We start from the raw sequence: 13,915 nt of genomic DNA on the forward strand, positions 1-13,915 counted from the left end.
CTTATATTCTAAGACTAATTACAATACAACGTAGTAACTTGCTGAGTAATACTTAGTGTAACCAACTTTAATTACATCACCAGGTTCTGGAGCATGGACATACGAACCATTACCAAGAGAAATAGCTACGTGGTAAGGGGCACTATCACTACCAAAGAAGAGCAAAGCACCCTTCGGAGCATTAGCAACATCATAGTGGTGTGCACCCAATGTTTGTTGTTGGTAAGTAGTCCGATAATTTGAACCTAAGCCGTAAGCCCATTGAACTAATCCAGAGCAGTCAAAACCAGTTGATGGGTTGTTACCACCCCATACATATGCACGACCGCGCATTGACATTGCCCTATTTACGGCTTCACTATGATCATCCAACCAAGCACCATTGGATCCAAAATTATATGTTTTACCATCAATCGTTTGAGTACCAGTAAGCATATTAGCATTGTTAGTATCGAAGTAGTACCAAACATTGTTAATCTTTTGCCAACCAGTTAAAGCATTGGCGTTAGTAGTATCAAAGTAGTACCAGAAACCAGCGTTAGACTTATACCAACCGGTGTTAGCCCAGGCATTACTTTCATCAAAGTGGTACCAGTTGTTATTAATCTTTTGCCAACCAGTTAAAGCATTAGCGTTGGTATCATCGAAGTAGTACCAGTTATTGTTAATCTTCTGCCAACCCTTTTCAGCCCAGGCATTTGATTGATCGAAGTAATACCAGAAACCGGCATTTGACTGATACCAACCAGTACTTGCATTAGCATCGGTTTCGTCAAAGTGATACCAGTTATTGTTAATCTTTTGCCAACCAGTTTCTGCTTGAGCAGTTTCGTTATTGAAGTAATACCAGAAGCCAGCTTGTGATTTGTACCAACCAGTTTGGGCATTTCCTTCATTGCCAAAGTAATACCAGTTGTTGTTTACTTGTTCCCATTCATTGGTAACCTTAGCATTATTATTGTAGTAATAAGTATTACCGTTTTCTTTAACTAAACCGTTTTGGGCTACTGAAGTTGTTTGACTAGCTTGACTAGCAACATTAGTGGAAAAGTTGTTAATCGTTGCTGGCTGTGCTGACACGACATTATTACTTGCACTAGCAATACTACTATTGGTACTTGCATAACTAGCTGCCACAGTTGCACTTTCAACAGTTTGTTGTGATTGAGCAACTTGAGTAGTCGAAGTTGCATTGTCTTGAGCAACTACATCAGCTTGAGCGTCAGTAGCCATTGTTATACCAAAAGCTAATGAAGCAATAGTGATTCCCATAGTTAACCATTGCTTACCACTCTTATATAACTTGTAATGTTTCTTACTCATAAACTAAAATACAACTCCCTTTAATTCGTTCATCAATAATTTCAACGGTTACTACTATACAATAAATTTTTCTTAAAAAGTTGAATGTCGTCAGTTTGTTAACGAATGTTGCCGTCTTGTAATATTAGTGAAATTTTTTGTTACAAAAAACGTCTTGACCCTCATTAAGTCAAGACGTTCTCAATCAATAAAATATTAATTTAACTTATTAGTAGCCACTCCAGTAACCATTGCTGTAGAAGTAGTAGCTCTTACCATTGATATTTTGCCAACCAGTCATCATTGCACCGTGCTTTGGATAACCTGGATTAAAGTAGTACCAGTGACCATTTAGCCATTGCCAATCAGTAGCAGCAGCATAACTACCTGATTGGAAGTAGTACCAAGTACCATCTTGACTCATCTGCCAACCAGTAACTGGATGTCCTGCCGCGTCAAGATAGTATAACTCATTGTTATCCCGGTTAGTTGTCCAGCCAGTTGACATCCAAGCATTTTCTTGGTTAAAGAAGTACCAATAGCCACGGTACCATTTCCAGCCAGTATATGCAGATGCATTAGTGTTATCAAACCAGTACCAGTGACCATTAATCCATTGCCAGCCAGTTAATGCCCAGGCATTATTGTAATCAAAGAAGTACCAGTAGCCAGCCGGTGATTGGAACCAGCCTGTTTGAGCATTAGCATTGACTGGATCAAAGTAGTACCAACGATTATTAAGTCGTTGCCAACCAGTAAGGGCCCAGGCATTACTGTAATCGAAGAAATACCAGAAACCAGCTCCAGATTTAAACCAACCTGTTTGCGCCCAGGCGTTAACTGGATCAAAGTAGTACCAATGATCGTTAATCTTTTGCCAACTAGTTAAGGCATATCCTTCATCAGTATCGAAATAATACCAGTGATTATTAAGCAATTGCCAGCCAAGATATGCACTTCCATCGCCTTTAAAGCCATACCATTTGCCATCAACCTTTTGCCAGCCGGTCTTCATTGCACCATAAGAACCATCATGATTAATATTAAGGTAATAAATATTCCCATCAATCTTTTGAATTCCAGTAACCATGGAACCATCACTTGGTGTGAAGTAGAACCAGTTGCCACCTAATTGCTGCCAACCTTGTAGAGCTTTACCATCTTTTCCATAGTAGTACCAAACAGTTTCAGTAGTACCATCTTCTTGCTTAACTTCTTTAGTCCCCCAACTATTAGGAGTTCCTGTTGGTAAAAACGGATTGGTGTTCAAGTAAGCCAGTTGAGCCTTCAAATAACCATTAATTGTATTTTTCATTGAAGCAAGGGCATCCGCTTTTTCTTTTTCAATTGCAGCAAGCTTTGCTTGATTTTCTTTTTGTAATTTTTGTAAAGCGTCTCGGTTACTTTGTTCAAGCTTATTCAGGAAGCCACTTTGAGCAAGCGAACCGATAAACAAGGTCTTGGCAGTTGCCAATGCACTTTCCTGAGTTTTCTTAGCTTCTGTTAACTTATTTTGAGCATCTTCGTTTTCCTTTTGTGCCTTTTCATATGCACTCTTGGCTTCAGCACTCTTCTTTTCTGCTTCCGCAACTGCGGCTTCAGCATTTGATTTATCATCACTTGAAGCTGATTCAGCGACCTTCTTAGCAGCATCTAAGTCAGAAGCAGCATTATCACTAGCTACCTTGGCAGCTGATGCAGCGGTTGAAGCTTGGGCAGCCGAATCACTTGCTTGAGCGTATGCGGCATTAGCACTTGAAGTAGCATCACTATATGCTTTGTATTCTGCTGGGGCGACTGATTCGATCCCAGGAATTTTTGTTGGATCAGTATTTACAGCACTAGAAGCAATTGCATAGGCTGAGGAATTAGCATCAGATAATTCTTTTTCAGCTGCTGAATTAGCCTTAACTTGAGCTGCACTTTTTGCATCATATTCAGAATTTATTGCAGAAGTCTCACTAGCAATTGCTGAACTTGCAGCAGCACTAGCAGCACTAGCAGTCCTTGTAGCACTAATTGCTGAACTTGCAGCAGCATAACTATTAGCTGCTGGAGTTGCGGCTAAACTAGCAGAAGTATTTGCCTTAGCTACATAACCTGTGTTTTCAGTGGCAATGTTATCAGCACTTACCTTAGTGTTAGATGATAATAATCCAAGTGTCAAAGCAGCACCGGCAACTAAAATCGTATTTCTCAATTTATGAGAATGAAGACTCTTGTTAGTCATTGATGATTCTCCTTTTTTACGCTTAATCACAATTATTTTACAACATCTATTTTAGAATTAACACCGCAATTAATAATAAAAGATCCCATCAACTGATGAGATCTCATTATCATTATGCCCAGTAGAAGTTAGGACGGTAAACCATTTGGTATGGCCGATCATCATCGTTCCAATACCATTGATAGTTAAATTCTTGAACAGCTTGACCAGCAGCACCATACCGAGAATTTGGATTTGAACTCCAGTAGTATCCACAAGTTGAGATACACATTGGATCTGAACCTGCAGTAGAGATAACTACCGTATGACCTGCTCCACCAGCAGAAGCACCTGGGTTACCCCAAATTACAATATCACCGTATTGAACATTTTGAACGCCACGGCCACGTCCTGCAAGGTAGTAACCATTTTGAAGCAAGTAATTACCTAAATCTAAAGTGGAATAAGTATGGGCAGGTGTATGACCGCCAGCGCTCCAAACAGCTTGAGTCATTGAACCAGAACAGTCAGCAGTTCCATCAGCTCCAGTTCGTGAACCGTACATCGAATAAGTTAACTTACCTTCTCGGGCCAAGAACCAATTAATTACTCGTTGACTAAAGCCAATAAAGGCACCATTACTTTGCAGGTTTACCCAGTGACCATCAATCCAATGACCACCAGTCCACATATTAGCATTGGTCGGGTCCATGTAGTACCAGTTATGACCCACAAATGTCCAGCCAGTATGAGCCCATGCATTTTCCGGATCAAAGTAATACCAGAAACCTGCCGGTGATTGGTACCAGCCTAGAACTGAATTTGCATTGTTAGCATCAAACAAGTACCAGTGACCATTGATGCTTTGCCAACCAGTTTTGGCAGTTCCATCCTGGTTAAAGTAGTACCAGAAACCTGCCGGTGACTTATACCAGCCAGTGGTTGCGGCTGCATTATCACCAAAGTAATACCAACTACCGTTTACCTTTTCCCAAGTATTTGCTACCAAACGGTTATTACTCTTAAAGTAATGATTATTTCCCAGCTTATTTAAGCCATCAGCTAGATTATTCAAATCCAGATCGCCAGTAGTTGAATTGAAGTATAAGGTTTTTCCGTCCACAATTGCTGAATTTTGGCGAACACCAGTAACAAGATCGTAATATTGTAGTGAACCTGTAGCAGGATTATAAACTAATCCCTTTTGTTGACTTCCTGATGGGCTAAAGAAGTAGTAGTCGCCATTAATTAAATGAACACCTGTAAACATTTGGTGATTCGTAGGATCAAAGTAATAACGGTTACCATTGATTGTTTGCCAACTAGATAATGCTGAGCCACTGTTGTTAAAGTAGTACCAGCTACCATTAACCAATTGCCAACCAGTCTTCATCGCACCGTATGCACCATCATGTTGATCGTTAAGGTAATACAAGTTGTTATTGATAGTCTGAAGACCAGCAAGCATTGCATTATTTGTAGGAGCAAAGTAATACCAATTATTTCCTAACCACTGCCAACCCGTTAAAGCCCAGGTATTGTTAGTGTCAAAGTAATACCAGCTGTTATTCAATACTTGCCAACTTTTAAGCGCCCAAGCATTAGTCGGATCGAAGTAATAACGGTGACCGTTGATCGTTTGCCAACCAGTCCGTGCTTCTCCATCTTGATTGAAGTAGTACCAGTTATTATTAATAAGATGCCAACCAGTGTAGGCAGCACCATCATTAGCACCGCCAAAGCCATACCAACGGCCATTAATTTGTTGCCAGCCATACTTCATTGCGCCATAAGTACCGTCATGTTGATCATTTAAGTAGTAACCATGGTTATTAATCTGCTTTAAACCACTTTGCATAATTGAACTGGACGGATCAAAGTAGTACCAATTATTTCCTAACCATTGCCAGCCGTTCATAGCCGCACCATTATTAGCAAAGTAGTACCAATTATTATTAACAGATTGCCAACCAGTCTGCATTGCACCATATGTGCCATCGTGTTGTGGATTTAAAAGGTATTTACTATTGTTAATCGTTTGTAGTCCCGTCTCCATCGCACTATTTTGCGGGTTTAGGTAATACCAATTATTATTGATATATTGCCAATTGGTAGCGTTTTGACCATTATTGAAGTAATACCAGTTATTCTGGCTAGTTTGCCAGCCGTTTGCTGTTTGCCCATTAGTATTCTTCCAACTAGTAGTACCATTAGAATCAGTTTGCTTAGTATACCCATTGATATCTGTTGGTGTTGACAAATTACTAGGTTGATCACTAGTAGTTTGAACCTGAGCAGCTACATTTGACTGAGTAATTGCTGTAACAGTTGACTGCTGGTCATCGGCGTAAACACTTGAGGCACCCATAATTCCGAGTACTGTAATACAGGCAGTTAACCAAAGTTTGCCAGCTTTATACAATTTAAAGTGATTTTTCATCAGATCTTACCCTTCCATAAATATAAACACTCTTATCTTAACACCAAACAAAAAAACTAGATAGGAATTTTCCAATCTAGTTTTTTACCAAGTTTTTAAGTGCTTAACCTATAATTTGGCGCGTAATTCTAGCCAAGGCCTCAACATAACTAACACCCCAATTAAAATTACGGTTGTTCCGAGTATAAACTGCAATTGTATAGCTATTACTACCATTTGGAATATAACCAATACTATTAACTTCCCATAAACCATTATCACTGGCAGGACGCCAACCGTTCTTCAGGTAATAATTACTGCTTCCAGCAGAAATACCCCAGCTTTGCTCAGCAGAAACGGTATTCATTAGCCATTTGATATAATTCCGTGACTTATCATTAAGGTAGTTAGAAGATGGATCTAAGTAGATCATCTTCAATAGCTTTAATTGATCTGATGGAACCGTTAATGATGAACCCCAATGAGGAGCAGCAGTTGTCTGATTCATCCCCAAAGCACTATAGATAGCACTTAGAGAAGTAATCCCACCAAGATAATTTGTCAGAATTGCTGTAGTCGCATCATTATCACTGTTACGAATCATCCGCATTGCAAGTGACTGTTGAGTCGAATCAAGATTACCACCAGTATTGTGAAGAAGCATCGCAAGAACAGCAACTTTAACTGTACTAGCAACCTCATATCTTAATCCTGGATTATTTGTTGTTGCATATTCAGCCCCGTTTCGCTGAAGCTGAATAGCTATTGAAGATGAATTCCAATAGCTCCCCATTATCTGTTGCCAGTTATAAGTTAATGTCTGATTCAAATCTAACCAAGCATCATCAGGATTAAAGTAGTACCAAATACCATTAATATATTGCCAGTTAGTATCAGCCCATGCATTGACTGGATCGAAATAATACCAGTTACCATAATCTGATTGGTACCATCCTGTTACTGCATTTGCATTAGTATTATTAAACAAATACCAGCGACCATTAATATGTTGCCAATTAGTTAATGCTTGACCATCATGATTAAAGTAGTACCAGAAACCAGCACTGGACTTATACCAGTCAGTCGTTGCTTCTCCGTTGTCTTGAAAGTAGTACCATGAACCATTGATTTGTCGCCATACATTTCTAGCAAAGGTTCCATTCTCAACCAAGAAATATTTATTACCAACTTTATTCAAGCCATTAACAAAATTATCACTCTTAAGATAACCATTAGTTGACTCAAATGAGGTTGTTTTACCATTCACAATGATATTTGCTGGTTGAATACCAGTTTGCTCATCATAATAGCTTAATAATTTAGCTGTAGGATCAAGGAAAAATCCTTTTACCTGATGTCCAGACGTTAGATCAAAATAATAGTGGTGACCATTGACTAAAGTGTAACCCGTAGCCATCTGGCCAGTTTCAGGATCTAAATAGTATTGACTTCCATTAAGTGTTTGCCAGCCAGTTAGTAACCAAGCATTTTGTTGATCAAAATAATACCATTTTCCTGACAATAATTGCCAACCAGTTAATGCCCATGCATTTATAGGATCAAAGTAGTAACGATGATTATTAATGGACTGCCAGCCAACACGAGCTTCACCATCTGAATTAAAGTAATACCAACGATTATTAATTAAATGCCAGCCAGTATAAGCAGCGCCATCATTGGGACCACCGAAGCCATACCAACGACCATCGATCAATTGCCAACCATTCTGCATAGCGCCAAAACTTCCATCATGATTAGTATTTAAATAATAACCGTGACCATTAATTTGCTGTAAGCCAGATAACATTTTCCCCTTTTGGTTGGAATCAAAATAAAACCACTGATTATTAATTTGCTGCCAACCGTTCATTTGCCATACATTAATCGGATCAAAATAATACCAATTATCATCAATATTTTGCCAACCACTTACTGCAGAAGCATTAGTTAGATCAAAATAATAGTTATGATTATTGAGCGTCTGCCAACCGGTTTGGGCCTGACCATCCTGATTAAAATGATACCAGTAGCCAGCATTTGAACGATACCAACCTTTAATTGCTGCACCGTTGTTAGCAAAATTATACCAATTGCCGTTTACGTTTTGCCAGCCAGTTTGCATTGCCCCATAAGTTCCATTATGTTGTTCGTTTAAATAATAGATATTATTCTGAATGTTTTGTAAACCGGTTTCCATAGCATTGGTTTTTGGATTCAGATAATACCAATTATCACTAACATTTTGCCAACCGGTTTGAACTTGACCATTTTGATAATAGTACCAGTTATTATCTTTATTCTGCCAGCCATCGGTTGTAACTACTTGATTTGTTGCGTCATTAGTAGTTTGTGAAGTTTTTAAATGAGCGCCCGTTTGAACAACCTGCTGATTATCATTTGTTTCATTATTGTTTACATCCGCATTAACATTACTTGAAATTGCCAATGTACTAAAAATAGTAATTGCTGCTGTAAGCCATATTTTACCTGCTTTATATAACTTATACCTCATAATAATAAGCTCCTCCCGTAATTACTTACATAATGTATTCTATCACTATCAATAGGTTTTATTTTCTTCGCTATATTGCAGATTAGTTACTTGAATGTTTCAAAAATGTTACAATATAAGTGAAAGGAAACTAAATAATTGATTGGAAAGGGGTGCTACATTATGTTAAAGATGCAAAATAAGATAATTGATAGCTTATTAGTATGTGTTCTTGCACTAGGATTAGGCGGTTGTGCAACTAGCAGTGTGGCTACCCATAAAACAGATCATGAGCCTGCTAGCACTAAGATCGCTAAGCAAAACAGTCATAAAAAAGCTACTACAGAAACTAAGCAAGAAAATTCTAGTAGTCAATTGCCAACTAATAAAGAAGCTAAAGCTATTACTAATAATAAATTAGCAACTAATACTCCTAGTCAAAACGCTACTCAGTCATCCTCAACGAATCAACAAACTAGTACGACTAATCAAGCTAATAATTCGGTATTAGCCACAAAAAACAATCCAGCTACTCAAAAGCAAAAAGATATTCAACTAGGCACTAACGATCTTGCCGTTTGGACTGATCAATACGGAATCGTTCATCATGTTGATAGTAATGGCTTAGATCACCAAACTATTCCTGGAAGCGTTCAAGATCACTACGAAAACTGGTCAGGAGCTTTACCAAGTAACGCTCAGGTTATTCACAACGCTGGTCCAATCATTCCAAATCAATCAGATAAAGTTCAACATAATAACGGTGTTCAGTTAGGCCTTGGTGATGTTGCAACCTGGACAGATCAATATGGAATCACTCACCACGTCGATAGCGATGGCATGGATCGCCAGACAATTCCAGGTAGTACGGAAGTTCATTACCAAGATTGGTCGGGACCGTTACCGGATAATGCTCAGGTAATACATGATTAATTTAAAGAAACTAAAAAGACTATTGATTGATCGAAAGGATCAATCAATAGTCTTTTTAACTTAATTTAACATTTCAGGACCATTAAATTTAATAGGATATATTATCAAAAATACTGTATTTCTATAATGTTATCTTTCTTTTATAAAATCTTTGAAACAGGATAACCAACATGAGAATTCCTAAATCAACAATTAAACGAGCCAAAGCTGCTAGCCATGGTGAGCTTATAAGGCCACCCCAAAATACCCAATAAAAATCTAAATGATGAATACATAAAACGGACAAAGTATGCTTTCCTATCGTTGCAACGTAATTACTTATTTTGAAATTTTGGATTCCAATAGAAAGGTAAGATATAACTACTGTACCAGCTACTGCCTCTATAACGGATACCAGGAAATAAGGGTAATGCCTTGTAGCCATCTCAATATTAATAGAGTTCTGTAAGCAAATTATCCAATACACGAAACATATAAAAACAAAGATAGGTAATGTATATTTCTTAATATTTATTTTTTCACTAAAATATCCTTGCTTCAAGACTGAACCTATCCACATAAATAAAGCTGCTATGGGAATAATATCTAAATCCTGCGGTAACCAGTGATGTAATGATATTAAATATGCAAAGTAAGAAATTATTCCAAGGATTACACCAATATATTTATTATCAAAAAACACTTGTAACAAATCAAATAAAATTTTTGCCCATACAAATACTATAAGAAACCACATTACGCCTACAGTACTAATTGCATGTACCCCTCCATATGTGTTTGAGCCTTGGAAAATCCCTATAAGAGTATCTAATGCTATTTGGCTCACCGAGCCTTTCCATACTAGCACTTTTTCTACACTTAACAGAATAATCATAAATATCGCTAAGATAAGCATTTCCAATATCTTCGGTAATTTTGATTTCCACTTAGAATAGGTCAGTACCGCACCCGATGTAAATCCTGACAATATAAAAAACAGTGGCATATGAAAGGAAAAAATAAATGTTCTAATATTACCACTAATTTCATGTCCGATAATCATGAGGATGATTGCAATTCCCTTTGCTATATCTACCCAAACAAGTCTCTTTCTCATAAATAAATACTCCTACAACTTTGCCGTTAACTTCACATCAGGATACTTCTGCTTGAACCAGTTCTCGGCAAATTGATTTTCAAACAGGAATAGTGGTTGATCGTGAATATCCTTAACAAGAATATTCCGTGATGACGACATCTTCTCATCGAGTTGATCTGGATCGATCCACCGGGCTGTCTTATTCCCCATTGGTTCCATTACTACTTCAGAGTTATATTCATTCTGCATCCGGAACTTGAAAACTTCAAATTGAAGTTGACCAACAGCACCAAGGATATAGTCTCCAGAAGTGTATGATCGGAATAATTGCACTGCCCCTTCTTGAACTAACTGGTTAATTCCCTTATGGAATGACTTCTGCTTCATCACATTCTTTGCTGTTACCCGCATAAATAATTCAGGAGTAAATTGTGGAAGCTTTTCAAACTTAATGTCTTTTTTACCAGTATAGATCGAATCACCGATTTGGAAATTACCAGTATCATATAACCCAATGATGTCACCCGCAACCGCATTTTCAACGTTTTCCCGGGTATCTGCCATAAATTCAGTCACGTTAGACAAACGAATTGGCTTCTTGGTTCGTTCAAGAGTAACATCCATTCCCCGATCAAACTCACCTGAACAAATTCGGACGAAAGCAATCCGATCACGGTGTCGAGGGTTCATATTAGCTTGGATCTTGAAAACAAAACCAGAAAATTCTGGATCGAGCGGTTTTACATCCCCATCATTTTCTGTACGGTGATCACTTGGCGCTGGGGCAAACTGAAGGTAAGTTTCCAAGAAAGTTTGCACCCCAAAGTTAGTTAATGCAGAGCCGAAGAAAACTGGCGTTTGGTCACCGGCCGCAATCTTATCCCGATCAAGCTGGTTACCAGCAACATCCACTAATTCCATTTCATCTAAAGCATCTTGCCATTCACCATCATTAGCCAATGGATTATCGCCCTTAACATTACCATCATCGTCCAACGGTAAATATGGATTATCTTCATCAGCGGGGTGAGTTAAAGCAACTCGGCGATTAAAGCGGTCATAAATTCCCTTAAATTGTCGGCCAGAACCGATTGGCCAGTTAATTGGGTAAGTTTCAATTCCTAAAGTCTCTTCAACCTCGTTTAACAAGTCTAGTGGATCACGGGCATCCCGGTCAAACTTGTTCATAAAGGTAAAAATTGGAATTCCCCGCATCTTACAAATTTGGAAAAGTTTCTTAGTTTGTGGCTCAATCCCCTTAGCAGAGTCGATAACCATTACTGCGGAGTCAACCGCCATTAAGGTCCGATAAGTATCTTCAGAAAAGTCTTCGTGCCCTGGAGTATCAAGGATATTAATTCGCTTCCCTTGGAAATCAAACTGCATAACAGATGAAGTAACGGAAATTCCCCGCTTCTTTTCGATTTCCATCCAGTCAGACTTAGCAAAGTTACCAGTCTTCCGGGCTTTAACAGTCCCCGCTTCACGAACAACCCCACCAAAAAGTAAGAGTTGTTCAGTAATTGTCGTTTTTCCCGCGTCCGGGTGTGAAATAATGGCGAATGTCCGCCGCTTATTAACTGCTTCAGCAAGTTGTTTTGGTGACATTTTATTTTCCTTTCGTTACTTTATTCGAATACTTTAATTTACGATTGATAATTGATAATTATGTTGAATTTTATAAACTTTACTAGTTATATTCCTAATAGTAATTAATTAATTAATCTCCTGGTAGTTTATTGCATTTTTTCGTCTAAAAATAAACATAATCAATAACACTAACCAGCCTATCGTACTTATGCCTACCATATAATAATAGACTCGACTAGGAGAGTAGCCTACAACTATTCTGCTTTTTCCTTTCAATAAATTATTCAGTTTTACACTCCCACGTTCACTAATTTTGAATGGGACTTTCTTTCCATTTAAAATCACATAAGTATCTCTATATGCTACTATTGGTAAATCAATTGTACTACCATTCGTATCTATATTTAGATTATTAATAATCCTATTTGGCTCGCTTTGGGGATCTGTCACTACCTTTCGCCCATTTACATATGCAATATTGTTTATTAACGTATCCAGTGCTTTACTATTCACACTCTTTTGAGGAAGGTAATCAGATTCACCAAAAGTTTCCTTATAATCAAACTGATATTCATAATTCTTGTTATCAACTTGAGCAAATGGCAATGTCTTTGATTGTCCGCTTAAGTTCTTTTTTAAGTAAGTATTAGGGTTATAATTTCTTATCTCAGCATAGTACTTAGCTTGTGAGCCAAAGTATAGAAGAATAAAACTACATGCTAATACTACAACTACTATATATTTATTAATACCATATTTTGATATTAACTTCTCAAAAATATACGAAGCACTGATAGAAAGAAATAACGTAGCAAATAGTAAATATCTATGTGGCATTTGCACCAATATTAATGGTGTATGTACAAACAAATACCATGGAAAAATGGAGGAAGAAATCAACAACAACAGAATTCCAATTATATATATATTAAGTTGTAGCTTAGATTTTTTAACAAAATACCATCCTAGCAGTAATGCAATAATTAAAATCAATCCTATTGAATGCGTATTCATATAATCTGAATTTCCTAAAGAAAGTAATATAATTTCTTGTAAATTGGGAATTGAATTATTTAAAAGCTGTAGTAACGTTGTTGATACTTTACCAGAGGACATTTCAAATACAAATTGATATAAAAACCCTACTGATAAAACAACTGTTAGTAAAATACTCCATAGAAGTGAATTAATTCTATATATTATTTGTTTTCTATTTGGGGATACAATTATATAAATTAATAAAATAGCTATAAATATTTCAACTAAAATAAATGCAGTTAACAAGTGTGTCCATAATACTAGAGACATTCCAATACTTAAGATAAACCACCTATCCTTCTTTCCAAAGAAGACCTCATAGAAGCCGAGAAAAACTATTGGTAAAAAGGCCGCAACAATAAATTCTCCTATCATATGTTGAGCTATACCTAAACGATACGTATTCCCCGTATATGCTAGTGAAAAAAACAACGACATTAATTTATTACCACTAAACTTTTCCATACATATATATGCAATATAAAAAGTTAAAAATGTTACTATTCCATACCATATGTAGTAAGCACTTACCGCATTAGTAATCAGATGAATAATAGCCCATGGATACAAAAATAATGTTGGATAAAACAGAAATGTTCCTGAACCAATATGTTGAACTGTACTTGTTGATATAAATGTGAAAATTTGCCCTTCCTGTAGATTATTATAAATTTCTTGAGCCCTTGATGAGTGGAATAACCAATCAAACATTAAAATCAGTCTTCCGTATCTTAATCCTAATATAATCATTAAAGAACTTAAGACTGCAAAGAAAATAATAATACACAGATTGTAATATTTATCTTTTATTTCCAATTTTTTCTCCTAATTTTTCAGTAGATACTATACTAAAAA

8 protein-coding genes are annotated in these 13,915 nt (G+C 37.0%); 1 reads left to right on the forward strand and 7 read right to left on the reverse strand.

Annotated features, from left to right (window positions below):
• Positions 1 to 18: 18 nt before the first annotated feature.
• The 4 genes from N4627_RS06885 to N4627_RS06900 form a co-directional block, all read right to left on the reverse strand.
• Positions 19 to 1,323 (reverse strand): NlpC/P60 family protein, encoded by a 1,305-nt coding sequence (locus N4627_RS06885; protein WP_098045420.1) that lies wholly within the window; start codon positions 1,321 to 1,323, stop codon positions 19 to 21.
• Between the two features lie 208 nt (positions 1,324 to 1,531).
• The gene (locus N4627_RS06890) at positions 1,532 to 3,532 is read right to left on the reverse strand and encodes a hypothetical protein (RefSeq protein WP_260964403.1); all 2,001 of its coding nucleotides are present in this window, start codon (positions 3,530 to 3,532) and stop codon (positions 1,532 to 1,534) included.
• Positions 3,533 to 3,644: 112 nt separating this feature from the next.
• Positions 3,645 to 5,951, reverse strand: coding sequence for a peptidoglycan amidohydrolase family protein (locus N4627_RS06895; RefSeq protein WP_260964406.1), 2,307 nt, complete (start codon positions 5,949 to 5,951; stop codon positions 3,645 to 3,647).
• A gap of 103 nt (positions 5,952 to 6,054) precedes the next feature.
• Positions 6,055 to 8,442 carry a KxYKxGKxW signal peptide domain-containing protein gene (locus N4627_RS06900; protein ID WP_260964408.1) on the reverse strand — a complete coding sequence of 796 codons (2,388 nt, stop codon included), beginning with the start codon at positions 8,440 to 8,442 and terminating at the stop codon, positions 6,055 to 6,057.
• Positions 8,443 to 8,604: 162 nt separating this feature from the next.
• Here N4627_RS06900 and N4627_RS06905 point away from each other — a divergent pair, with 162 nt between their 5' ends.
• On the forward strand, positions 8,605 to 9,354 hold the full coding sequence (locus tag N4627_RS06905; protein WP_260964410.1) for a hypothetical protein: 750 nt from the start codon (positions 8,605 to 8,607) through the stop codon (positions 9,352 to 9,354).
• A 121-nt stretch (positions 9,355 to 9,475) separates the two neighbouring features.
• On the opposite strand, the gene N4627_RS06910 is transcribed toward N4627_RS06905, so the two are convergent.
• The 3 genes from N4627_RS06910 to N4627_RS06920 form a co-directional block, all read right to left on the reverse strand.
• Positions 9,476 to 10,450 carry an acyltransferase family protein gene (locus N4627_RS06910; RefSeq protein ID WP_003716783.1) on the reverse strand — a complete coding sequence of 325 codons (975 nt, stop codon included), beginning with the start codon at positions 10,448 to 10,450 and terminating at the stop codon, positions 9,476 to 9,478.
• A 12-nt stretch (positions 10,451 to 10,462) separates the two neighbouring features.
• Positions 10,463 to 12,040, reverse strand: coding sequence for a peptide chain release factor 3 (locus N4627_RS06915; RefSeq protein WP_003716782.1), 1,578 nt, complete (start codon positions 12,038 to 12,040; stop codon positions 10,463 to 10,465).
• A 108-nt stretch (positions 12,041 to 12,148) separates the two neighbouring features.
• On the reverse strand, positions 12,149 to 13,876 hold the full coding sequence (locus tag N4627_RS06920; RefSeq protein ID WP_260964414.1) for a hypothetical protein: 1,728 nt from the start codon (positions 13,874 to 13,876) through the stop codon (positions 12,149 to 12,151).
• Between the last annotated feature and the right edge of the window lie 39 nt (positions 13,877 to 13,915).

This window comes from Limosilactobacillus vaginalis (genome assembly GCF_025311515.1).
GTDB classification, from domain to species: Bacteria; Bacillota; Bacilli; order Lactobacillales; family Lactobacillaceae; genus Limosilactobacillus; species Limosilactobacillus vaginalis.

Coding starts and splice junctions, on each gene's coding strand:
- N4627_RS06885 (WP_098045420.1), bottom strand. CDS start 1,323: ATGAGTAAGAAACATTACAAGTTATATAAGAGTGGTAAGCAATGGTTA.
- N4627_RS06890 (WP_260964403.1), bottom strand. CDS start 3,532: ATGACTAACAAGAGTCTTCATTCTCATAAATTGAGAAATACGATTTTA.
- N4627_RS06895 (WP_260964406.1), bottom strand. CDS start 5,951: ATGAAAAATCACTTTAAATTGTATAAAGCTGGCAAACTTTGGTTAACT.
- N4627_RS06900 (WP_260964408.1), bottom strand. CDS start 8,442: ATGAGGTATAAGTTATATAAAGCAGGTAAAATATGGCTTACAGCAGCA.
- N4627_RS06905 (WP_260964410.1), top strand. CDS start 8,605: ATGTTAAAGATGCAAAATAAGATAATTGATAGCTTATTAGTATGTGTT.
- N4627_RS06910 (WP_003716783.1), bottom strand. CDS start 10,450: ATGAGAAAGAGACTTGTTTGGGTAGATATAGCAAAGGGAATTGCAATC.
- N4627_RS06915 (WP_003716782.1), bottom strand. CDS start 12,040: ATGTCACCAAAACAACTTGCTGAAGCAGTTAATAAGCGGCGGACATTC.